The 21661-nt window shown below is 51.5% G+C and carries 21 protein-coding genes and 1 tRNA gene; 11 read left to right on the top strand and 11 right to left on the bottom strand.

What is annotated here, in order from left to right:
• Positions 1-154 precede the first annotated feature (154 nt).
• Positions 155-1567 (top strand): hypothetical protein, encoded by a 1413-nt coding sequence (locus AACQ84_RS04885; RefSeq protein ID WP_012306586.1) that lies wholly within the window; start codon positions 155-157, stop codon positions 1565-1567.
• Here the strand turns inward: AACQ84_RS04885 and AACQ84_RS04880 are convergent.
• Positions 1564-2490 (bottom strand): RluA family pseudouridine synthase, encoded by a 927-nt coding sequence (locus tag AACQ84_RS04880; protein ID WP_012306585.1) that lies wholly within the window; start codon positions 2488-2490, stop codon positions 1564-1566. The two genes, AACQ84_RS04885 and AACQ84_RS04880, sit on opposite strands and share 4 nt — an antisense overlap.
• 192 nt (positions 2491-2682) lie before the next feature.
• Here AACQ84_RS04880 and AACQ84_RS04875 point away from each other — a divergent pair, with 192 nt between their 5' ends.
• The 3 genes from AACQ84_RS04875 (at position 2683) to AACQ84_RS04865 (ending at position 4920) form a co-directional block, all read left to right on the top strand.
• Positions 2683-2778 carry a photosystem II reaction center protein T gene (locus AACQ84_RS04875; protein WP_012306584.1) on the top strand — a complete coding sequence of 32 codons (96 nt, stop codon included), beginning with the start codon at positions 2683-2685 and terminating at the stop codon, positions 2776-2778.
• A gap of 182 nt (positions 2779-2960) precedes the next feature.
• On the top strand, positions 2961-3506 hold the full coding sequence (nrdR, locus tag AACQ84_RS04870; RefSeq protein ID WP_012306583.1) for a transcriptional regulator NrdR: 546 nt from the start codon (positions 2961-2963) through the stop codon (positions 3504-3506).
• 433 nt (positions 3507-3939) lie between these two features.
• Positions 3940-4920, top strand: a complete 981-nt coding sequence (locus AACQ84_RS04865; RefSeq protein ID WP_012306582.1) for a 30S ribosomal protein S1 — start codon at positions 3940-3942, stop codon at positions 4918-4920.
• 141 nt (positions 4921-5061) lie between these two features.
• Here AACQ84_RS04865 and pgeF read toward each other — a convergent pair whose 3' ends face one another.
• The gene (gene pgeF / locus AACQ84_RS04860) at positions 5062-5850 is read right to left on the bottom strand and encodes a peptidoglycan editing factor PgeF (protein WP_012306581.1); all 789 of its coding nucleotides are present in this window, start codon (positions 5848-5850) and stop codon (positions 5062-5064) included.
• 173 nt (positions 5851-6023) lie between these two features.
• On the opposite strand from pgeF, the gene pyrH reads away from it, so the two are divergent.
• The 3 genes from pyrH (at position 6024) to AACQ84_RS04845 (ending at position 7629) form a co-directional block, all read left to right on the top strand.
• Entirely contained in the window at positions 6024-6746 is a 723-nt protein-coding gene (gene pyrH / locus AACQ84_RS04855; RefSeq protein WP_012306580.1) for a UMP kinase, read from the top strand.
• Complete coding sequence (gene frr / locus AACQ84_RS04850) at positions 6733-7281, top strand: ribosome recycling factor (RefSeq protein WP_012306579.1); 549 nt, start codon at positions 6733-6735, stop codon at positions 7279-7281. The genes pyrH and frr overlap by 14 nt, the downstream gene beginning before the upstream one ends.
• Positions 7282-7356: 75 nt before the next feature.
• Positions 7357-7629: a DUF6439 family protein gene (locus AACQ84_RS04845; protein WP_012306578.1), complete on the top strand. Its 273-nt coding sequence runs from the start codon at positions 7357-7359 to the stop codon at positions 7627-7629.
• Here the strand turns inward: AACQ84_RS04845 and AACQ84_RS04840 are convergent.
• Positions 7626-10154, bottom strand: a complete 2529-nt coding sequence (locus AACQ84_RS04840) for a mannose-1-phosphate guanyltransferase (protein WP_012306577.1) — start codon at positions 10152-10154, stop codon at positions 7626-7628. The two genes, AACQ84_RS04845 and AACQ84_RS04840, sit on opposite strands and share 4 nt — an antisense overlap.
• Positions 10155-10406: 252 nt before the next feature.
• Positions 10407-10483: transfer RNA gene (locus tag AACQ84_RS04835), tRNA-Met, on the bottom strand.
• 201 nt (positions 10484-10684) lie between these two features.
• On the opposite strand from AACQ84_RS04835, the gene AACQ84_RS04830 reads away from it, so the two are divergent.
• The 3 genes from AACQ84_RS04830 to ruvX all read left to right on the top strand — a co-directional run bounded on the left by AACQ84_RS04830 (position 10685) and on the right by ruvX (position 13254).
• The gene (locus AACQ84_RS04830) at positions 10685-11539 is read left to right on the top strand and encodes a hypothetical protein (RefSeq protein WP_012306576.1); all 855 of its coding nucleotides are present in this window, start codon (positions 10685-10687) and stop codon (positions 11537-11539) included.
• Positions 11540-11622: 83 nt separating this feature from the next.
• Positions 11623-12810, top strand: coding sequence for a GNAT family N-acetyltransferase (locus AACQ84_RS04825; protein WP_012306575.1), 1188 nt, complete (start codon positions 11623-11625; stop codon positions 12808-12810).
• 9 nt (positions 12811-12819) lie between these two features.
• Positions 12820-13254 (top strand): Holliday junction resolvase RuvX, encoded by a 435-nt coding sequence (gene ruvX / locus AACQ84_RS04820; protein ID WP_012306574.1) that lies wholly within the window; start codon positions 12820-12822, stop codon positions 13252-13254.
• Here the strand turns inward: ruvX and AACQ84_RS04815 are convergent.
• From AACQ84_RS04815 to AACQ84_RS04800, 4 genes are all read right to left on the bottom strand, one after another.
• Positions 13251-13691 (bottom strand): hypothetical protein, encoded by a 441-nt coding sequence (locus AACQ84_RS04815; RefSeq protein WP_012306573.1) that lies wholly within the window; start codon positions 13689-13691, stop codon positions 13251-13253. The two genes, ruvX and AACQ84_RS04815, sit on opposite strands and share 4 nt — an antisense overlap.
• 119 nt (positions 13692-13810) lie before the next feature.
• A complete protein-coding gene (gene hflX / locus AACQ84_RS04810) occupies positions 13811-15499 on the bottom strand; it encodes a GTPase HflX (RefSeq protein ID WP_217833056.1) in 1689 nt (562 codons plus the stop codon).
• Positions 15500-15556: 57 nt separating this feature from the next.
• Positions 15557-16024: a surface-adhesin E family protein gene (locus AACQ84_RS04805; RefSeq protein ID WP_012306571.1), complete on the bottom strand. Its 468-nt coding sequence runs from the start codon at positions 16022-16024 to the stop codon at positions 15557-15559.
• Positions 16025-16156: 132 nt separating this feature from the next.
• Positions 16157-16732: a TerD family protein gene (locus tag AACQ84_RS04800; protein ID WP_012306570.1), complete on the bottom strand. Its 576-nt coding sequence runs from the start codon at positions 16730-16732 to the stop codon at positions 16157-16159.
• A gap of 19 nt (positions 16733-16751) precedes the next feature.
• On the opposite strand from AACQ84_RS04800, the gene lpxD reads away from it, so the two are divergent.
• Positions 16752-17777: a UDP-3-O-(3-hydroxymyristoyl)glucosamine N-acyltransferase gene (gene lpxD, locus AACQ84_RS04795; protein WP_012306569.1), complete on the top strand. Its 1026-nt coding sequence runs from the start codon at positions 16752-16754 to the stop codon at positions 17775-17777.
• Here the strand turns inward: lpxD and dusB are convergent.
• The 3 genes from dusB to AACQ84_RS04780 are packed head-to-tail and all read right to left on the bottom strand — an operon-like array spanning position 17774 to position 21653.
• Positions 17774-18874, bottom strand: coding sequence for a tRNA dihydrouridine synthase DusB (gene dusB / locus AACQ84_RS04790; protein WP_083764427.1), 1101 nt, complete (start codon positions 18872-18874; stop codon positions 17774-17776). The genes lpxD and dusB overlap by 4 nt on opposite strands.
• Positions 18858-20612: an EAL domain-containing response regulator gene (locus AACQ84_RS04785; protein WP_012306567.1), complete on the bottom strand. Its 1755-nt coding sequence runs from the start codon at positions 20610-20612 to the stop codon at positions 18858-18860. The genes dusB and AACQ84_RS04785 overlap by 17 nt, the downstream gene beginning before the upstream one ends.
• 33 nt (positions 20613-20645) lie before the next feature.
• Positions 20646-21653, bottom strand: a complete 1008-nt coding sequence (locus AACQ84_RS04780; protein WP_012306566.1) for a PhoH family protein — start codon at positions 21651-21653, stop codon at positions 20646-20648.
• Between the last annotated feature and the right edge of the window lie 8 nt (positions 21654-21661).

The raw sequence follows: 21661 nt of genomic DNA, 5'->3' as shown, positions 1-21661 counted from the left end.
TCCTCCGCTAAATGTGGAGTGTTGCGCAGAAAAATCCGTCCAAAATTAGGCGATCGCCTTTTGCCTGGTGGACTGCTGGGTACACTAGAAACTAGAGAGGTGTCTAGCCCGTCACGGAGTAATATCCGGGCGGATAAATCAGGGGTCAAACGCGATGAAGTGGCACCATTGGGTGGGAATTGGCAGCGTTGTGGTCGGGATAATTATGGTCGGGGCGATCGCCCCTGGGGTTTCCCAGCATTATCCCTATTACAACAACTCCTTCTCGTGGGGACAGACGGGGCGCGATGGTCGTCCTGGCCGCGATGGTCGCTCCGGCGGCAGTGCCCAAAATCAAACGATCATTACCGATGGCACCGCCCGCACGTTTGACCTCAAAGGTGGCGACGGCGAACCAGGCACCGACGGCGAATATGGCGAAGCAGCCCGCTGTTCTAGCTATTGGCGACGACCAGAACACAATATTCGGGGCGCTGATGGGGGCGATGGCGGTCGAGGCGGCAACGGTGGTAATGGAGGCGATGGCGCGGATGTGACAATTTTCTATCAACAACCCCAGGATCTCCGCCTAATTTTTATTGATAATCGCGGTGGCGAAGGTGGACTAGAAGGACGAGGCGGTTACGGGGGGCGCGGCTGTGGTTGCCCCTATTCCTCTTGGGTCGTCGAAACTTGCCGTTTGGAAGAAGTGGCCAGCAATAATCCCGAAGAAAAACCTAGAAAAGAAGAGCGATGTACTCAACAACGCTATTACTGTACCCCCGGTCGCAATGGTCGTAACGCTCCCGATGGTAACCCTGGCAGAAATGGAACTCCTGGCACCGTGACCCTCATTCAAAATTTAACCGCTATCCCCACCGACAATCCCAACACCACCATTTCTCTCGCCGCATTGGAACGATCGGGGACGACCCTCAGCAAAAATATTTGGCGATCGCCTACAGGATTACGCAGCAAATTAGCCAGCGGTTCCCAAATCCCCGATACCTATCGCGAATATGTCGAACTTTTCACTGCGCCGATCCAACTGGTTTGGGCCGCTGATCAACTCCAAACTGCTTTTAACCAAGCACAATTTAGCCTCAGCCTGGGAGACAGTCGGCAGTTAGCAGTACAACAATCGGGGGAAGCTTGGTTAGATTACACCGTTCAACCCCAGGGTAACGGTTTCCAAATCCAAGTTAACCGGGCAATGGAAGCAGATGAGGCCACCCAATTGATCCGCCAGGGTTTGCGGGGAACTGGCCGCGATCTAACTTTCAGTATCCTCGATCTCGGGCCTCGGAGCGATTGGTTAGACACACAATTTATGGTCACCTACCGCACCCGTAATCCCACACCCCAATTTCGGGAGGGCTACACCTACGAAACCCGTTATAGCGGACGCCTCTCCCCAGAAGCAGTGCAGCAAATTGGTTCAGAATATCAACTACGCCTGGGAGATCTCCCCTTGGCTCAAGAGTATTTCCAGAGCGGAATGGTGGTGGATTTAGAAATTACAGCCGAGCGGCGTTTCGGAGAACATCAGACCCAACAGGTGATCCAATGGCGGGGGGCGCTGCCCTAGGCCCGCTGCCGCAAAAATTGCAGTAACTTTTCAAATTCTGTAGGTAAAGGGGCGATCGCCTCGATCGTTTCTCCGGTCACTGGATGTTTGACGATTAACTTACGGGCATGGAGTGCTTGGCCCGTGAGCTTGACCTTATCAAATTTATTGCTGGTATAGAGGGGATCCCCGATGATTGGATTGCCCATGTGGGCACTGTGAACGCGGATTTGGTGGGTGCGACCCGTTTCGAGCTTGTAATAGAGCAGGGAATAATTACCCAGGCGTTCCATGATCTCCCAGTGGGTCACCGCCGGACGCCCCGTTTCATCGACGGCCATTTTTTTGCGATCGCCTTTATGCCGTGCAATCGGTGCCTCAATTGTCCCAGCAGCATCGTTCCGGGGGCAACCGTAGACGATGCCCATGTATTCCCGTCTTGCTGTTTTGGCCTTGATTTGCGCCTGTAGATGTTGGTGGGCCTGGTCTGTTTTCGCAATGGCGATCGCCCCGGTCGTGTCCTTATCCAAGCGGTGTACAATGCCAGGCCGCTGTACCCCACCAATACCTGCTAAATTCTCGCCGCAGTGGGCCAACAACCCATGGACAAGGGTGCCGGTATAGTTTCCCGGTGCCGGATGTACCACCATCCCAGCGGGTTTATTAACGATTAAAAAATGCTCATCTTCAAACAAAATATCCAGATCCATTGCCTCCGGTGCGAGGGCCATGGTTGCTGGAGCGGGAATCTTGAGTATTAGGCGATCGCCCACTTTTAATTTTGTCTTTTTCGATTGGCAAGGGGCTTCATTGAGCTGCACTTGACCCTGCTCAATCAACCGTTGCAAACGAGACCGTGACAACTCTGGGAGCTGCTGGGCCAACCATTGATCCAGGCGTTCCCCTGCTCCTTCAACTTTTAATTCTAAAATTTGTTCCGTCATCCCCTAGCTGTGCCTCGAATAGTCTGCAAAAATCTTTTCCCCAAGCCCCCAAGACCTCATATTTTTCCCAAACGGGGCAGAAAACGTTAAAAAACTTAAAATCTCAATTATCAACAAAACCCCAACTGAGGATCCGAACAAAAAAATGTTAAAGTGAAGCAAAAGTTCAAAACCCAAGGATTTTTTAAAAACATGGATAGTGTTGCTTACATTATTGTGCTAGCGATGGCGTTATCGGTTCTCTTTTTCGCGATCGCCTTCCGCGAACCCCCCCGTATCGAAAAATAAACTTTGATTTTCTCATACCAACCTTTGAAGATCATCCCTGAACTAAAGCGAAAAGTTTGTCTTTTGGGGCAGATTTTTTCTTGGTTCAGGCTTTCTCCATTTTCCCCCAATCATTAGGATGCACCGATCAGCGGCTGCCATATTTCGCTCAGATCGGCCAACTTTTTTCTGTTCCAATCGTTATGCAATGCCCCTATTGTCAACATACTGATAGTCGCGTTTTAGAGTCAAGATCCACTGGCGCTGGACGAAGTATTCGTCGTCGTCGGGAATGCCTCAGTTGCAAACACCGTTTCACCACCTACGAGCGGATCGAATTTGTGCCCATCTCTGTGATCAAGCGCAATGGTCAAAGTGAAGCCTTTGATCGCTCTAAAATTTTGCGGGGTATGGTGCGGGCTTGCGAAAAAACAACTGTTTTACCCTCGACCCTAGAGGCGATCGCCGAAGAAATCGAAGCCCAACTCCAACAGAAACCCAAGCGCAGCATTACCACAGCCCAAATTGGGGATTTGGTATTGCATCGGCTCCGCCAAGAAAGTGAAGTCGCTTACGTGCGTTTTGCTTCCGTGTACCGTCAGTTCCAAGGAGTCGATGACTTTATCGAAACCCTCAGTCATCTCCAGGACAACGCCGAGCAAGCCAACCTCTGGATTCAAACCCTCAATGAAGACGAAGAATCAGAAGATTTGACTTCTCCCTCAGTCCTAACGCCCTCTGCAAACTAGATTAAACGAGATTTAGTTTGTTGATCCCGTTCCCCTGCAGTGACAGCCGAAAAAATAAGCCTGGGAACTTATGGATCTGCGCCATTTTTTGAGATACTATTGATATCCTGTATCTTAATATATTTAACTTTTACATTTTAAGATATGTACCCTGCCATACTGCCTTGATCGTAGTACGGTTTTTCTTGCTGCTGTAAATTACTTATCAAGATGTCATCAAGCATTCAAATTTGAAGACATCCAAGGCTCCCGTAATTTACCCAAAGCTAGTCGAGGCGATGCTTTCCCATCCCTAGACTATTTCTCCCACCAAACATATGTTATGAAAAAGCCATTTTGGGTTGTGCCTTAAATCCCAAAGGTCGGTCACGTATCGAGGTTGGAGGTCAGCAACAAAAGTTCAGGAGATTAAACACTAGGAATAGAAACACACATGGTCAGTCAGAACACAGCTACAGTAGATATTGGTTTTACCCATGACGATTTTGCCGCTCTCTTAGACAAATACGATTATCACTTCAGCCCTGGAGATATCGTTCCCGGCACCGTATTTAGTATGGAGCCAAGAGGTGCATTGATCGACATCGGCGCGAAAACCGCAGCATATATTCCCATCCAGGAGATGTCCATTAACCGTGTGGATACTCCCGATGAGGTTCTTCAATCTGACGAAACCCGTGAGTTTTTCATTCTCACCGATGAGAACGAAGATGGTCAGCTTACCCTCTCCATCCGCCGCATTGAATACATGAGAGCGTGGGAACGTGTCCGTCAACTCCAAGCAGAAGATGCGACGGTGCGCTCTTTGGTATTTGCCACTAACCGTGGTGGTGCTTTGGTGCGTATTGAAGGGTTGCGCGGTTTTATTCCCGGTTCTCACATCAGCACTCGCCAAGCGAAAGAAGATCTCGTCGGCCAGGAACTGCCCCTCAAATTCCTCGAAGTCGATGAAGACCGCAATCGCCTCGTCCTCAGCCACCGTCGGGCGCTAGTTGAGCGGAAGATGAATGGCTTAGAAGTCGGCGAAGTCGTTGTGGGTTCTGTCCGTGGGATCAAGCCCTATGGTGCGTTTATTGATATCGGCGGTGTCAGCGGCCTGCTCCACATTTCTGAAATCTCCCACGACCACATTGATACGCCCCACAGCGTCTTCCAGGTGAACGACGAACTGAAGGTAATGATCATTGATCTTGATGCGGAACGGGGTCGGATCTCCTTGTCGACGAAGCAGCTTGAACCCGAACCGGGCGATATGCTCAAGAACCGCGACCTTGTGTTTGAAAAGGCCGAGGAAATGGCAGAGAAGTACCGCGAAAAGCTCCGGGCTGAAGCGGCTGGTCTGACCGTTGAAGATCAAGTGGACGAGAGTGAAGATCTCGATACTGATGATGAATACATGAGTGCAACAGAGTAAGCAGAATAGTTGCGGACACCAGGTATTTTCCTTTGGGTTCCACAAGCTTTTTCTATAAACTGCACAATTGATTGCAAATTTTAGCGATGAAGGGAGGTACTGCAAAGGCCTCTCTTTTTTTATCGAAACTTTCGCCTGGGGTTAGCGGGAAACAATTCCTGACCATTGCACGTTTTTTTGGTTACTGCGGCGATAGGAAAAGAAATGTTCAGGCTGTTGGTAGGTGCAGTGGGGGGCGATCGCCATTTGCCCAAGATCTAGACCCAACTGCTCAAGCTGTAATTGATTGACGCGACGGACATCAAGGCGCACTTTTTCATGTTCATCATCGGGCAGGATCGGTGAATCCAGGAGATTTTCCAGGGCGAGGAGCATCCCATCGAGATCATCTGCAAGATCCTGCAAGCCTAAACTGACTCCCATCTCGACGGCAACATCGGTGGAGACTTGGTAAACTTCGCCACTGATGGCCGGGCCAAGGGCAACCAGCAAATCTTTTATTTCAGAACCCGCATCGAGAAATTTTTGAATCGCTTCGGGGATAATCCGTTTTGCTGTACCCCGCCAGCCCGCATGGATGGCTGCCACTTGTCCGGTGCGGCGATCACCAATGAGTGCTGGCGTGCAATCTGCTGTGGCGACGAAAACCGCCTGTTGGGAAGCCGTTGAAACAATCCCATCCGCTGGTGAAAAATGCTCCCCTTCCCAATTAATTTCGTGGGGCGTGAGGACGGTATTCCCATGAACCTGTTTGACACGGTAGGCCGGGATTTCCGGATGGAAAATTTTCACAAGGTTTTCTGGCAGTTCCGGGGCAAAAGCTTGGGTAAAAAAGCCATGGTGCCAAGGCTCTAACAGCTCACAGGTTAAATAGGGCCGCCCTTCCCATGCTTGCCAATGCCATTGATCTGCGGCGGTGACTGTGCCCATTGCCGTTGCTCCAGTGATAATTTTTGATTTAGATTCACTTTAATAATCTAAATGGTAATAAAAAATAAAATACTTTTTCAGGGCGCAAAGTTTTCTTGGGTCGGGCCGCAATTTCCGAAAAGCTGCTATTTTAATGGAGGCAAAACGCGAGTTAGATAGGAACGGGACAACCGATGGCGTACCAACGTGTTCTTTTAAAGCTGAGTGGTGAGGCTCTGATGGGGGATCTCGGTTACGGGATTGACCCGCAAATCGTATCAGACATCGCCAAAGAAATTGCGGAAGTTGTCTCCAGCGGTGTGCAAATTGTGATCGTGGTTGGCGGTGGCAATATTTTCCGTGGGGTACAGGCTTCGGCTAAAGGGATGGATCGGGCCACGGCGGATTATATTGGCATGATCGCGACGGTGATGAATGCCATGACACTCCAGGATGCCCTCGAACAAATCGATATTCCGACCCGAGTCCAAACGGCGATCGCCATGCAAGAGGTCGCAGAACCCTATATCCGGCGACGGGCCATCCGGCATTTAGAAAAAGGCCGGGTAGTAATTTTTGGCGCAGGCTCCGGGAATCCATTCTTTACCACCGATACCACCGCTGCCCTGAGGGCCGCCGAAATTGACGCCGAAGTGATCTTCAAAGCCACCAAAGTTGATGGGGTTTACGACAGCGATCCAGCGAAAAATCCCGCAGCAAAACGCTATGAAAGCTTGACCTATGCCCACGTTCTCGCCAATGATTTAAGGGTAATGGATGGGACGGCGATCGCCCTTTGCAAAGAAAACGACATCCCGATTATGGTGTTTAATCTATTTGAGAAAGGCAACATTGTCCGTGCCGTTAAAGGTGAACCAGTTGGAACAATCGTGGGAGGTTCCTGTGCAGTTAAGTGAACTTAGAGAAAATATGCAAAAGACCATTGAGGCAACCCAGCGGTCTTTTAATACCCTCCGGACAGGGAGAGCCAGCGCCTCCCTCCTCGACCGGATTACGGTGGAATATTACGGTGCAGAAACTCCCCTAAAATCGTTGGCGAGTATTTCGACACCCGACTCCAGCACTATCATGATCCAACCCTTTGATCGGGGTAGTTTGAGTGATGTGGAGCGGGCCATTTCCATGTCTGATTTGGGTCTGACCCCCAACAATGATGGGACAAATATCCGCTTAAATATTCCGCCGCTGACGAAGGAGCGCCGTCAAGAATTGGTCAAAACGGCTGGAAAATTAGCTGAAGAAGGAAAAGTTGCCCTCCGCAATATTCGCCGTGATGCCATTGATGATGTGCGCAAACAGGAGAAAAATAGCGACATTTCCGAGGATGAATCCCGTAGCTTACAGGACGATATCCAGAAGGTGACGGACGAGTTTACGACAAAAATCGATGACCTGCTCAAGATCAAAGAAAAAGACATTATGACGGTCTAGGGCCGCACTCGGTAGACTAGAGGGAGGCCCAAAGGCCTTCTTTTTTTGTTGAATATCCTAGAAATTAGTGTTGTGATGCATAGTTTAACGTCTGATTTAACAGCCATTGATGCGCTAGAACTGGCCCAAGCCCTCGCTGCAAAGTTGGCGATCGCCCCCAATGATTGGCACAGATTAAAAGGCAACCGTAAAGTCCAAGCCCAACAACATTTATCTGCGGCTCTGGTTTTTTTGTTGAATGACAATCCCGCCGCCGCCCTGCAACATCTAGAACAGGCCCAAGGATGGTTAGACCGGACAATCTCCGCGCCCCCTTGTCCCGACCATGGTCGTAAAACCGCGTCCTAAAATTCCGGCATATCGCCGTTTTGTTCCCGTTCGATGAAGCTCTGCACCTTGTGGCGATAATCCCGCAAGGATTCTTCGACCCATTCCCGGCTTTCACTGTTGACGTAAATATGTACTAATGGTTCCCCAGCGTCGGGCAGCACCAGCACCCAGTTATCCGAAACCGGATCAATAATTTTGACGCCATCGATCAACACCAGGCGATCGCTCTCATGGATTTCAACTAAGTGCCGCATTAAAGCTCCCTTTACCCGCCAGGGACAGCGCATCGTGTAAGACTTGTGGAAAACGATCGGTAATTCTGCCCGAATTTGACCGAGTGATCGCTCTTGGATGGTCAACATCTCAATTAATTTGGCGATCGTAAACATCGCATCAAAGCCAGGGTGCAACTCCGGGAAAATAAAACCCATGTCTCCACTTCCCCCTAACACCACATGGGGATTATTCCGGCAGGCTTCCATGAGGGCCGTGGGGTTAGCTTTGGTGCGGATCACATGGCCATCATGGCGGCGGGCAATTTGTTCTACAGCACTCGACGCATAGATGGGCACCACGACGGAACTGCGTGGACTGGCCGTGAAGAGAATGCTCGTCAGCAAGGCCGTTAGGCGTTCCCCATAGATAGATAGTCCCGATTCATCGACGAGGGTGAGTTGTTCTCCGTTAGCGGCAACCTGTACTCCCATGCTGGCGCGTAGGGCTTCTACCACATGACCCAACTGCAACAGTAGGGATTCTTTCTCTTGGCCCACGGGGGAATTTTGCTTGAGGCTAGCGTTTAGGACAACGGCATCACAGCTAAATTTATTCAAAATAGTCGGTAAAACAGCACCAGACACAGCATAAGCGTAGTCAATGACCACCTTCGAGCCGCTATTCATCAAGGCACCAATATTGAGGTGATCTTCAAAGCGCTGACTATATTGCTCAATAATTTGCGCCGGACAGGACATTTCGCCAATTTCGGCGATCGCCACCCGTCTTAAATCTTCTTTAAAATAAACCCCCTCGATTTTCTTTTCCTTCGCCTTAGAGATATTGATCCCTTGGCTGTCGAGAAATTCAATTAGCAGATGATCCGACCGTTCCGGGTGGAGCCGCACATGAATTCCCCCCTCCACATCTAAAATATTCGCCATGGTCCGGGCGATGGGAATCGCTGTAGCCTGGAGATTTTGCACGCCAATCCCCGCCGACATTAACCCCGCAATCAAGGAACGACTCACCATCCGCGAGACACTGCGCTGATCCCGCGACACTAGCACCATCGAGCCAATTTTTAAGGTCGAACCGTAGGCCGCCCCCAGCTTGACGGCAAATTCGGGGGTGATATCAATATTGGCGAGGCCAGAAACCCCCCGCTGACCAAACAGATTCCGCTGGGCTGTGCTGCCCCAGATGAGGTTGATATTCACAATCGCCCCCGCCTCAATTCGTTTATTGGGCCAGATCCGCACGCCGGTACCAATGTGGGCTTCTTCTTCCACGGTGGATAATGCCCCCACCACGGCCCCTTCTAAAATGTGGGCGCGGCGATCGACCCGGCTTCCCCGCACCACTGTACAAGCCCGCAACTGCACTTCATCACCCAAAACGACGCCGTTCCAGAGAATAGGACGTTTGAGGTCAGAATCAGCACCGACGGTCACGTTATCGCCAATGACTGTACCGGGTTCAATGTGAACTCTAGCCCCAATGCGGCAGTTATCACCAATCATCGCGGGGGGGGAAATCGTCGCACTGTCGTCAATAAAGGTATTGTGGCCAATCCAAATCCCTGGCGATCGCTCTTCATAGGAATATTCCACATGGACTTTTCGAGCGAGGGCATCGTACTGGGCTTTACGGTAGGCATCAAGGTGTCCAACATCGCACCAATAGCCATCGGCAATGTAGCCATACATCGGTTCTCCCCGGTCGAGGAGCAGTGGAAAGAGATCCTTCGAGAAGTCGCATTCTTCGTTTTCCGGGAGATATTTCAGCACCTCTGGTTCGAGGATGTAAGTGCCTGTGTTGACGGTATCGGAAAAAATTTCACTGGTGGAGGGTTTTTCAAGGAAGCGACTAATTTGTCCGTTTTCTTCGGTAATCACAACGCCAAACTCAACGGGATTGGGAACACGGGTAAGAACCAGGGTGGCCTTGGAACCTTTTTCACGGTGGAAGGCGATCGCCGCCGCGAGATCAAAATCCGTAATGCTATCCCCACTAATCACCACAAAGGTTTCGGTGAGCAGTTCTTCGACATTTTTGACGCAGCCCGCCGTCCCTAAAGGTTGCTCTTCTTCTACGGCATAATGCATTTTGACACCAAACTCGTGGCCATCCTGAAAATAGTCCCGCATGATGTCCGGTACATAGTGCAGCGTGGCAATCACTTCGGTAATGCGGTGGCGTTTGAGTAGATTAATAATATGCTCGGCAATGGGGCGATTGAGCACTGGCACCATCGGCTTCGGTAAATCACAAGTCAGGGGACGCAACCTTGTCCCAGCACCACCTGCCATTAAAACTGCACGCATAAAAAATCTCCGCTGTACCGCAATATCAAAATACGCGGCGGACTCAGCCAAAAAATTCCCTGGGCGATGTCGCGATCAAAGAAGTTCTCTGGTTGTCCCGCTGCCTCTCTTACTTTGGCATTGTATTGTGGAGTTCTCGGTTTGACGGCAATGGTTCGCTAACAAGAGACAATCTTTAAAATTAGAATGCTCAATACTGCCTAAAACAACAAAGCCCCACCCGGAGGTGAGGCATTGCTTTCTGATTCGATTTGGTGGCGGGAGGCGGATTTGAACCACCGACCTTCGGGTTATGAGCCCGACGAGCTACCAGACTGCTCTATCCCGCGGCGCTTTTACTAGCATAAACCCCCTAAAGAAAAATGGCAACCCCCCAGGAAAGATTCTTGGGGATCTGAAGAAATCTTCACCAGTGAAACGAGCAAGAACCAGCTTTTGGCAAAACAATCAACGGGGGAAGGCGATCGCCTAAAATAGGGACGCAGATTTTCTGCTGCTGTGTGATATTTTGTAATTTTTTGGCGTAACCCATGAGCCAAGCTGATCCCCAAGCTTCCCTAAGCCGTCTCAAACAAACCCTAGCCCAATTGCAACAGGTGGTCGCCGACCTGGAAACAGGGACTAGCCAAATTCCAACGGCGGCCCTCGATACCCTGAGCACCGACACAGAAAATTTGATTCGGCAACTACAGCAGCAACCGGAAGCGGCGATTAATCCTGTGGTAGAAGTCCCTGCGAATACCCCTGGAGTTGAAGTACCGACTACCCCCGTCCCAAAAGTAAAGCCCCGTCGCGTTGAACCGGTTCCCCAACGTCCCCGACGTAAGCCCTGGTGGCAACAACAGAAACTTTGGCTGGGTGCCGCAACAGCGGCGATCGCCTTTATTTTTCTCTGGAAATTCACGGCCCAAACGCCCCAACTCAGCGAAGATATTGCCCAATCCCCCCCCACTGAACCCACCGAAGAAGTAGCCCCAGAGACCTCCCAACCGGAAACGCCAACCCAAGCGCCCAAAGTTTCAGAACCAGCTCCAGCCGCCAGCGCAGAACCCCCCAAACCCCTGACCCCAGAACAGCGCTTGATCGCGGCAATTCAGGCCCAGTTAGATGAAGTCACCCAACCCTATGGGGACAACATTGTGCGCACGATCCAGGCGGATTTTGACACCAATACCCTACGAATCACGGTAGGTGATGCTTGGTATCTCTTGCGAGAGGGGTTGCAGGATCGCCTCGGCATGGAGGTTTTAGAATTAGCCCAGTTGCTCGATTTTAAAAAGATGGTTGTGGAAGATTTAGCAGGAAATTTCGTGGCGCGGAATCCGGTCGTGGGCGATCGCCTTGTGATTGTGCGGCGCTATCAAGATTTCCAGGGGGCAAGCTGAAGCTAGGTCTGAGTCGGTGCATTCAGCCCATAAACCCGTTAAGATAGGGGCAACAGCGGACTGAATTGGGGACAATACTGACCATGACAGCGGGAATGAGCAAACAAGGCAAAGTATCCATCCGGCCAGTACAGTATCGAGATCTCACGGCGATCGCCAATTTTGCCAGCGAAGCGGACCTAGATGGGCCTTCTCCCCTCGATATGCCCCTTGAGGATCACCTCGAAAATACCAAGAATTTCTACGGCCTCGTTAAGTTACTGAGTTTCTTTCCAAATCCTAATCAGTACAGCTTCCATGGTTATGTCATTGAAGTCGATGGCCAGCTTGTGGGCTTTGTGAAGATTTCTCCCTTCAATTCCTCCCAAAGCACCTGGCGCGTTGAACAGGTAATCATTGATCCCCATTTCCCCAAATTGCAATACCACGGCTCCGCCAGAGACCCTGGTTCAGCCCTGCTCCGTTATTGCTTTGACCATGTCGTGGAAGCCCGCAACTGGGTCTTAGAGGTGAATGTTAACGCCCAACAGACCCTCAGCCTTTACCGTCAAAATGGGTTCCAGCCCCTCGCGAAACTGACCTACTGGGCGATCGCCCCGGAAATTCTCAGTGAATTAGCCCTCCAGGAACCCGCCCTACCCAATTTGATGCCCGTGGGTAATGCTGATGCTCGCTTGCTCTACCAACTAGACACCGCTTCCATGCCGCCAATGCTCAGACAGGTCTTTGATCGCCACGTTCAAGACTTTAAGAGTGCGCCCCTCAGCAATTTAATCTGCCGCGTCAAAAATTGGACGCAGCATGTGGATGTGGTAGAAGGATACGTTTTCGAGCCCCAACGGAAAGCCGCCATCGGCTATTTCGCCGTGCAATTGGCCCACCAAGACCACAAACCCCACCATGGCCGCCTCACGGTACACCCAGCCTACACCTGGCTCTATCCGGAACTGATGATCAAAATGGCCCAGATCGCCCAGATCCGACCAGAGCAGCCTCTTTTGACCACCTCTACGGATTACCAGCCGGAACGGGAAGAATTTTTTGAAACGGTAGGCGCAACCCCCAGGGAGCATACGCTCCTCATGTCTCGCTCGGTGTGGCACAAAGTGCGGGAATCCCAGCCCCTCGAAGCGTTGCAATTATCAGGGGTACTCCAGGGTTTGCAGCCGATGCGATCGCCAATCCCCAGCCGCATCCATTGGTTTAAAAATCATCCCAGCCTAAAATTGCCAAAGGAATCACCGCAGCGGGATTTCTTCCCGGAAAATTAGGCACAGCAGATGAAACCAGTGGCAGCATTGGGCCTGGATATTGGCCGTAAACGTATTGGGGTGGCTGGCTGTGATGGTCTGGGGCTGTTGGCGACGGCTTTGACCACCATTCAACGCACTACCCTAGAGGCAGATTTAGCGGCGATCGCCCATTGGATCGAACAGCGCCATATTCAAGTTTTGGTGGTGGGTCTGCCCTATGCCATGGACGGCAGCCTAGGGAAACAGGCGAAACAAACTCAAAAATTTGCCCGTAAATTGGCAGAAGCCTTTGGACTCCCCATCGAGTATGTGGACGAACGCTTAACCTCCGTTGAAGCCGAAAACCAACTCAAAGCCGAAAAGCAATATGACCGCCAACAAAAGGGCCTCGTCGATCAGCGGGCAGCCCAAATTATTTTGCAACAGTGGCTAGAAACGAGACAGTGTGCCTCGAAACCTTAGGTGACAGCATCAGAATTCCCTGAAGCGAACAATTCAAAGGCTTTTTGGGAAAATCGTTGGAGGCGATCGCAGACATCTTTAGCGGGTTGATAGTCGCCGACCAGTTGCCACTGGGCAATGGTTGAGAGCCGCCAAGCTTCCCCCTGGTGATTAAAACCCGCCGTTTCAATGCCGATAAAGGTTTGCACTTGATCCAGGGGGTCTGTAAAAAAGCGAATTTGCACCAGCATACTCCGACTTTGGAAACGGGGACTCCAGCCCGGCAGGTGAAAGCCAATGTCAATGGAATCTGGGTCCATCCATTCACGGGTTTCGGGGTCATTGCGCCAGGGTTTGAGGTCGGCCCTTGCATCGGGGAATTCGGCCCGGAATAAATTCACCACCGAGGCAATTTTCGTCGCCAGCTCAACGCCTAAGGCCCGTTCTGATGCATTCACGTTTAACCTCCTCGGAATCTAGTAGACATATCTCAAGCTTAACGAGTTGTGTTCTACGCTAAGGGAGAAATTCGCAGTTTTTTGACAATTGGTTTACAATCTCGCGAAAATTTGTCTCTTTATAGTTGTTTTAGCATCTGGGCAAGCCGTTGTCGGAGGGTTTCAAAACCGAGGCGATCGCTGGCAGAAATATAAACCGCGTTCGGATGGCGTAACTTCGCCTCCTGGAGTGCTTCACTAGAAACTTGATCCAGCTTATTAAAAACCAATAGGGCTTGGGCTGGCATAATCGGCATTTCCCCTAGAATTTTTTCGACGGATTCTAACTGATGCTGCCACGCAGGATGGGACAGATCCACCACATGGATCAATGCATCGGCTTCGGTGACTTCTTCGAGGGTCGCCCGAAACGCATCCACCAGGGCCGGAGGCAACTCATGGATAAAACCAACGGTATCCGTTAGTAGAATCGTCTGGGTTTGAAAGGCTTCATCGGTGAGGGTCAAGCGCCGCGTCGTGGGATCGAGGGTCGCGAACAGTTGATCCGCCGCATACACTTCAGCATTGGTGAGGGCATTAATCAAGGTCGATTTGCCCGCATTGGTATAGCCGACAATTGCAAAAGTGGGCACATCCTGCCGTTGCCGCTGACTGCGCATCCGCGAACGGTGGGCTTGCAGTTGATCCACTTCCTTTTGCAAGCGACTGAGGCGACTTTGGATCGTGCGCCGCTCCGTTTCTAATTTCGTTTCCCCAGGGCCACGGGTGCCGATCCCCCCCCCCAAACGGGACATGGCTTGACCCCGACCCACCAAGCGTGGCAAGAGATACTCCAATTGCGCCAGTTCCACCTGGAGTTTTCCGGCGCGAGACTGGGCCCGCTGAGCAAAAATATCGAGGATTACTTCCGTGCGATCGCAAACCTTCACCCCTAGTTGTCGTTCCAGGTTGCGCCCCTGGGCGGGAGATAGATCCCGGTCAAAGACCACAAGATTCGCGCCAAGGGTTTGTACCTGGAGGGCAATTTCTTCTACTTTCCCGGTACCGACAACGGTTTGGGGATGGGGCGTGCTGCGTTTTTGCTCCAGGGTGAGCAGCACTTCCCCCCCGGCAGTATCCACCAAGCGGGCCAGTTCCGTCAAACGATCTTGGAAAGGGCGATCGCCAATATCTGATGTTTGTAAGCCGACGAGAATCACCCGGTCATGGCTTTGATCGACTTGTTGGGCCGTGAATTCCCGGCGAAACTCCGCCTCTAGTCCTTCAACCAGATCCAAAAAATCCTGTTGGGAAACCTCTTCTAGGGCTTGAGACTCAGAAACAAGCCAATAGGCATGGCTCGGATGGGTCTGGGGCAAGAGGTGAGCCACATAGACATTTTTTACGTAGCCAGCGGCCCCCCGGCCCCGTTTGGTCGTCCCCGTCCCCGTTAACGTAAAACTCACCAGGGCGTCTAACCGTTGCAGCACCATCGACGTTAAACTCGATTCCTTGGGCGGTTCATCCTTCGGGCTGGCGGTTAAGCAGCGGATACCCGATAAGCGCTCGGCACCATAACGGGGTAATTCTAGGGGGGGAATTTGGGTTTGTTGGGGCGAACCAACCCCCACCCGGATCACCTTGCCCCGGCGATTGAGATAAACACAAACCGCTTGGTTTAGCTCTGTACTGAGGGCCGCGATCCGTTGGGCTAATTCTGGAGTCGTGAGGCGATCGCCGGGCACAGCCTGTTGATACAGTCGTTGCAACTGCTTGAGTTGACTACTTTTAAGACCTTTGAGATTACCGTGAATAGTATCGATGGGCAGCTTCCTAGAACGAAATGAATGCTAAATAATCATTAGAATATCGTGTCGAAATGTTTTCTATTCGTCAAGGCGAGGGGCCGCCGCCGTATCGGTGCGACCATTGCCGCAAACAAAGTCTAGGAGGCTAGCTCCCGTCGAACCGGAGGAGACCGTATTCACTTCCCCTTGATCGCCGTAGTTTTTGTAAAAATCAGTGTTTTCGCCGTTGAGGATAAACACCGAAATTTCCCGTAAACGGGTGACCCGCCGGGAGCAGTCCCCAGAATAATAGGCCCGGGCATGGTAGCGCAATTCCTTCGAGGTGCTATCTCGGTTGACCGCTTCTACTTCCCACCAAGCAAACGGCCCCTGCCGTCTGATGGTTGTGGGATTGACGTATAGTTCTTTTTCCATGTACTGGCCGTAGTCTTCGTCGTAGCTGCGACTGGCTACCACCTGTACCAGTTCTGCCTGGGCAACCAGGGGAATTGCTAAAATCCCCGTGGCGATCGCCAACGTGCGCCAAAATTTTGAAAAATTACCCATTGCCCGTCCTCCGCAAGGCATCAAAATCAAAAATTGGGGAAGGGTTTTGAGGCGATTTAAAAAAATATGCGATCGCCATCTGTTCTACTAGCTGGGAACTTCCCCGAATTCCTCAACCAGCAAGCCAAAACACTATTGATAGCGGTCGAGCAGCGTTTGTAGGCCTCCTTGGTAGCCATCACCCACTGCATTGAGGCGCCATTCGCCCCCTTCGTTAACGACCTCTGCCATAATCAGGGCCGTCTCAGTGGAGAAATGTTCCTGGAGAGAATAGCGCAATACCTCTGCTTTCGTTTCCACGTTCACCAACCGGACATAGGCATTTTGCACCTGACCAAAGTTCTGCCGCCGCGCTTCCCCGTCATAGATCGAAATCGCGACCACAATTGTGGCGACATTTTCCGGCACTTTCCGAAAATCAATGATCATCACCTCATCGTCACCTTCACCGGCCCCCGTGCGATTGTCCCCCATTAATTTGACGGCTTGTTCAGGATCGGGACTCGTCAAGTTATTGTAAAAAATGAAGTGCTGGTCTGAAATGAGCTTGCCATTATTCCCCAGCATAAAAATAGAAGCATCAAGGTCAAAGTCTGCCCCTGTGCCCTGTTGCTTTATATCCCAACCTAAACCAATAAAAGCGGCGGTGAGGCTTGGTGCAGCTTTCTTGAGGGAAATGCCTTGGCCCTTGTTTAGATTAATCGTCATTTTCTATAGCTAAAATTCGATGAACGTTTCTGAATTAATTCAAGTTTTAAAGTCTGATCTCATTATCGATCATTCCCTCGGAAGTGACCCGGAGATTACGGGGGTCGCCGCCATTGATGCCGCAAAATCCCAGGAAATCAGCTACATCGAAGGGGGGAAATTTGCCGCAAGGGTCGATACAACGGCAGCTTCGGCGTTAATCTTGCCTGCGGATGAAGATTTGCAACAACGAGCCACAGATCGCGGCCTAGCTTGGCTGAGTACCAAGGAACCGCGTTTATTGTTCGCGGCGGCAATCAAGGTCTTTTATCAACCCTTCCGTCCGGCACCGGGGATTCACCCCACCGCAGTAATTGATCCGTCGGTGCAGTTGGGCGAGGCTGTCTCGGTGGGTGCCCATGTGGTGCTTTATCCGGGGGTAAAAATTGGCGATCGCACTTGCATTATGGCCAATGCGGTGATTTATCCCGATGTGGAAATTGGTGCGGATACCTTACTCCATGCCAATTGCACGATCCACGAGCGGGCCAAGATTGGTAATCATTGTGTAATCCACAGCGGCGCGGTAATCGGGGCAGAAGGATTCGGCTTTGTGCCCACGGCCCAGGGCTGGTTCAAGATGGAACAGTCGGGAATTGTTGTCCTCGAAGATGGCGTTGAAATTGGCTGTAACAGTGCGGTGGATCGGCCCGCCGTCGGGGAAACGCGCATTAAAACCCAAACCAAATTGGATAATCTCGTCCATGTAGCCCATGGGGGAACCATTGGCTCGAACTGTGCCCTTGCCGCCCAGGTGGGTTTAGCAGGGGGCGTCACCGTTGGGAATAATGTGCTCCTTGGGGGTCAGGTGGGCGTCGCGAACCAAGCAGTGATCGGTGATGGGGCGATCGCCACGGCCCAAACCGGGATTAACAGTCGGGTTGCCCCTGGGGAAATTGTCTCTGGTAGTCCAGCGGTGCCCAATGCGGTTTACCGGAAAGTTTCGGCCATCTACAAGCGTTTACCGGAAATGTACGAGGTGTTTCGTAAACTCAAAAAGGGTTAAATCACCGCCAATTGGGGTGTTTGGATGGCGGGAATGCTGGCTTGGTTTTGTACTTGCTCAATGGCTTCATCCAGGAGGGCTTGACCTTCGGCGACGGTGTTGATTTTATTAAGGCGATCGCGAAAATCTGCGGCCCCCGGAAAATCGCGACAATACCAAGTCAGGTGCTTGCGGGATTGGTAAATGCCCTTTTGTCCTTTGTAGGCCCAGAGCCCGTCTAAATGTTCCTTGGCGCACTGGAGCAACTCCACCACGGTTGGTTGGGGCCGCCGCTGTCCCGTTTTGAGGAAATGGTCAATTTCGCCGACTAAAAACGGATAACCAAGGGTACCCCGGGAACACATCACCCCATCAGCTCCCGTTGCTTCCAGGCAGGCGATCGCCGCATCCACGGAAAAAATATCGCCGTTGGCAATCACCGGAATCGAGAGGACTTCTTTGACTTTTTTAATCCACTGCCACTGGGCTTTCCCGGTGTAACCCTGGGCCCGGGTGCGACCGTGCACCGTCAGCATTTGCGCTCCGGCATCTTCTAACCGGCGGGCAAAGTCAACAATCACGATTTCAGCATCAGCCCAACCAATGCGGGTTTTAACGGTCACAGGCACATCGACGGCTTCCACCACTGCTTTAACGATCGCCACCGCCACCTCTGGTTGCCGCAGGAGGGAGCTACCACCTCCTTTGCGGGTAATTTTATTCACCGGACAACCCATGTTGATGTCGATGGTTTGGGCGCCCTCGGCCACGGCTTTTTTTGCTGCTTCCCCCATAAAATCAGGGCGACAGTCAAACAGTTGAATGCTGATCGGCTGCTCCCCCGGGTCAATCTCCATGAGCCTCGGTAAGGTCTGGAGGTGGTGAACTTCCTGGGCGCGCACCATTTCGGTGTACATCATTGAACTGGGGGCGTAGCGACGTACCAGGCGACGAAATACTAGATCCGTGACCCCCGATAGGGGCGCTTGGAGGACACGGCTCTGGAGGGCAACGTTACCAATTTTTAAGGGGCTATCTGGCAGGGAGATTGGCGGCGATCGCCTTGGGTCAGAATTCACTGAATTTACTGGGGCCGTGGTGTTAGGGGTCAGGGGCATCAAAGATTACCGAATCATGGGGAAATATTGTCTTGGACAAGAGTAGCTGTTCTAGTTCTGGGACGCTCATCGGATAGCCCAACAAAAAACCCTGGGCGCGATCGCAGTTGAGTTGCTGCAAACACTCTAATTCTGTCTCGTTTTCAACCCCCTCCGCAATCACTAAGCGTTTCTGTTGGTGGGCCGTGTTAATTAGCGATCGCACTACTGTCTGTTGTGCCGATTTTTGGTGGATGTTGCGGATTAAGCTGGGGTCTAGTTTGAGGAAATCAAAGGGAAATTTTTTGAGGTAAGTCAAAGAGCTATAACCCAGACCAAAATCATCCAGAACAATTTTGACACCGAGGGTTTTAATCGCCTTGAGGCGGCGAATGGTTAACGGGGCATTGTCTAAGAGGGTTGACTCCGTGAGTTCTAACACGAGGTTTGCTGGGTTTAAGCTATTTTCAATCAGTAAGTGGCTGAGATCTTGGTGGAAGTGGGGTTGATTAAATTGAGTCGCCGAGAGGTTGACCGCCATTTGGAACGTTTGATGGTCTTGGTTTGCCCAGCGGCGGAGCTGACGACAGGCTTGGGTCAGCACAAATTGATCGAGAAGTTCGAGTAAACCGATGGGTTTGGCGATCGCCAAAATTTCCTCAGTCAGAATAGAACCCCTCAGGGGATGTTCCCACCGCAGCAGGGCCTCCGCCCCCACCATCTCTTTTCCTGGCAGTTGGCATTGGGGCTGATAATGAACCGTTAACTGATGCTGGTGATAGGCATCCCGCAGATCATCGGCTAGATCAAGGCCCTTGGGGTAACTTTGCGGCGTCATTGCGTTGGCAAATTGATAGCGCGGCTCCCCTAAATTTTGGGCCTGGCGCTGGGCGGCCTGGGCCTGGGCGACTAAATCCCTGAGATTGTCGGCATCCTGGGGATACTCAGCAATCCCTAGGCTCACGGACAGGAAAAACTCCTCGGTGGCAGTGGTTAAAAATTGCTCGAAAGCAGCAAGGATTTCCTGGGCGATCGCCCCGGTATCGGCCTGGACATAGGCGCGATTTAAAACGAGGCAAAATTCCCCAGCCGCCAAACAAATGACTCTTCCTCGCCCTTGGAGCCCTTGATTTAGACGATTGATGATCGCCTGGTTGAGCGTGTCAATTTCCTGGGGTTCGAGGTCAGCACAGATCTGGGCAAACCGTTCAAAGCCAACGACAAATAGCGGTAAAAATGCAGCATCATCCTGCTGGAGGGTCAGGGCGATCGCCTCGAAGGTTTCCTGGAGACTAAAGCGATCGCCGCAATCATTTCTCAGTGCTGGGGGCATTGTCTGGGGCGCTGCCTTTGGCGATGAATCTGGGGGGCTATAGTGCTGTTGCAAAGAAGATAACTTACTCAACCGGATGGCGATCGCCGACAATAATTCTTCTTTTGTAAATGGTTTTGTTAAATAATCATCCGCCCCCAAACGCATTCCCTGGCGAATGTCCTGTTTTTCCGCCCGGGCCGTTAAAAACACAAAAGGAATCATCGCCGTTGCCGCTTCGGCCTGGAGTTTTTGCAAGACCCCATAACCATCTATCCCCGGCATCATCACATCACAAACAATCAAATCCGGTTGGTGCGCCAAGGCTAACTGCACACCCTGATGTCCCCCGGCGGCTTCTAGGACTGCATATTGCTGCTGCGTTAGGATTTTACGGATTAGCTTCCGCACAATATCATCATCTTCAATGACTAGAATTGTCGTCATAACAAAATAGGTGATTAGGGTATGGCCCCCTTGCTACCCTCCTTTCGTTTGTCCCAAAGGCCGCCGTTTTTGGCTGGTCGTACCATGGCTCTCAAATCGATCATAGGCGCTAACGATTCTCTGGACGAGGGGGTGACGCACAACATCAGCATCCGTCAGATAACAAAAGCCAATCCCTTCTACAGACTGGAGAATCTTACTCGCCATAATCAATCCCGAAGACTGATGACTCGGCAAATCCGTTTGGGTGATGTCCCCGGTGATCACCATCTTAGAACCGAAACCCAACCGTGTCAGCACCATTTTGAGCTGGGCTGGGGTCGTATTTTGGGCCTCATCGACGATCACAAAGGAATTGCTGAGGGTGCGTCCCCGCATATAGGCTAATGGTGCGATTTCAATGCGCCCTTTTTCCATTAGTTCCGGCAGTTTCAGCGGATCGATAAATTGGTAGAGGGCGTCGTATAGAGGACGTAGGAAAGGATCAACTTTTTGTTGCAAGTCCCCCGGCAAAAAGCCTAGTTTTTCTCCAGCTTCCACCGCTGGCCGGGTTAAAATCAAACGCTCAACCTCATCCCGGAGCAGGGCTTGGACGGCTAGGACTGAAGCGAGAAAGGTTTTCCCAGTACCCGCCGGCCCAATGCCAAAGGTGATGTCATGTTTTTGAATGAGTTGGATGTATTGGCGCTGTCGAAATGTTTTGGCCCGGATATATTCGCCACGTCTGGTTTTCCCCAGAGTCTGCTTTTGGAGATCTTGGTATTCTTCGACTTGATGGGTATCAATGGCATGGAAGGCCGTCAGGAGATCTGGTTGGGAGATGTGTTGGGCTGTTTCCCAAAAAGGTTGCAGGAAATAGAGCGCTTTAATGCAACGATTAACGGCCTTTTCGCGACCTCGCACCAGTAGCTCTTGTCCCCGTAAGACCACAGTTGTGCCGGTGTGCTGGGATAGAAATTTGAGGTTTTCTTCCTTGACGCCAGAGAGGGCGATCGCACTTTCTAGGCTGGGGAGTTGAATGGTTTGCGAGGTTTCACTCATGGGCAAAG

This window comes from Picosynechococcus sp. PCC 7002, from assembly GCF_963860125.1.
In the GTDB taxonomy this organism is placed as follows: Bacteria; Cyanobacteriota; Cyanobacteriia; order Cyanobacteriales; family MRBY01; genus MRBY01.
The sequence above is the reverse complement of the archived record's forward strand: the minus strand, read 5'-3'. Positions and strand labels throughout refer to the sequence as shown.

Excerpts from the sequence above, each read along its gene's own strand:
- AACQ84_RS04865 (WP_012306582.1), top strand. The coding sequence starts at position 3,940 with ATGGTCAGTCAGAACACAGCTACAGTAGATATTGGTTTTACCCATGAC.
- AACQ84_RS04880 (WP_012306585.1), bottom strand. The coding sequence starts at position 2,490 with ATGACGGAACAAATTTTAGAATTAAAAGTTGAAGGAGCAGGGGAACGC.
- AACQ84_RS04800 (WP_012306570.1), bottom strand. The coding sequence starts at position 16,732 with ATGACGATTAATCTAAACAAGGGCCAAGGCATTTCCCTCAAGAAAGCT.
- AACQ84_RS04785 (WP_012306567.1), bottom strand. The coding sequence starts at position 20,612 with ATGACGACAATTCTAGTCATTGAAGATGATGATATTGTGCGGAAGCTA.
- AACQ84_RS04780 (WP_012306566.1), bottom strand. The coding sequence starts at position 21,653 with ATGAGTGAAACCTCGCAAACCATTCAACTCCCCAGCCTAGAAAGTGCG.
- pyrH (WP_012306580.1), top strand. The coding sequence starts at position 6,024 with ATGGCGTACCAACGTGTTCTTTTAAAGCTGAGTGGTGAGGCTCTGATG.
- lpxD (WP_012306569.1), top strand. The coding sequence starts at position 16,752 with ATGAACGTTTCTGAATTAATTCAAGTTTTAAAGTCTGATCTCATTATC.
- AACQ84_RS04830 (WP_012306576.1), top strand. The coding sequence starts at position 10,685 with ATGAGCCAAGCTGATCCCCAAGCTTCCCTAAGCCGTCTCAAACAAACC.
- AACQ84_RS04840 (WP_012306577.1), bottom strand. The coding sequence starts at position 10,154 with ATGCGTGCAGTTTTAATGGCAGGTGGTGCTGGGACAAGGTTGCGTCCC.
- AACQ84_RS04805 (WP_012306571.1), bottom strand. The coding sequence starts at position 16,024 with ATGGGTAATTTTTCAAAATTTTGGCGCACGTTGGCGATCGCCACGGGG.
- ruvX (WP_012306574.1), top strand. The coding sequence starts at position 12,820 with ATGAAACCAGTGGCAGCATTGGGCCTGGATATTGGCCGTAAACGTATT.
- AACQ84_RS04875 (WP_012306584.1), top strand. The coding sequence starts at position 2,683 with ATGGATAGTGTTGCTTACATTATTGTGCTAGCGATGGCGTTATCGGTT.
- pgeF (WP_012306581.1), bottom strand. The coding sequence starts at position 5,850 with ATGGGCACAGTCACCGCCGCAGATCAATGGCATTGGCAAGCATGGGAA.
- AACQ84_RS04885 (WP_012306586.1), top strand. The coding sequence starts at position 155 with ATGAAGTGGCACCATTGGGTGGGAATTGGCAGCGTTGTGGTCGGGATA.
- nrdR (WP_012306583.1), top strand. The coding sequence starts at position 2,961 with ATGCAATGCCCCTATTGTCAACATACTGATAGTCGCGTTTTAGAGTCA.
- AACQ84_RS04845 (WP_012306578.1), top strand. The coding sequence starts at position 7,357 with ATGCATAGTTTAACGTCTGATTTAACAGCCATTGATGCGCTAGAACTG.
- dusB (WP_083764427.1), bottom strand. The coding sequence starts at position 18,874 with ATGCCCCTGACCCCTAACACCACGGCCCCAGTAAATTCAGTGAATTCT.
- AACQ84_RS04825 (WP_012306575.1), top strand. The coding sequence starts at position 11,623 with ATGACAGCGGGAATGAGCAAACAAGGCAAAGTATCCATCCGGCCAGTA.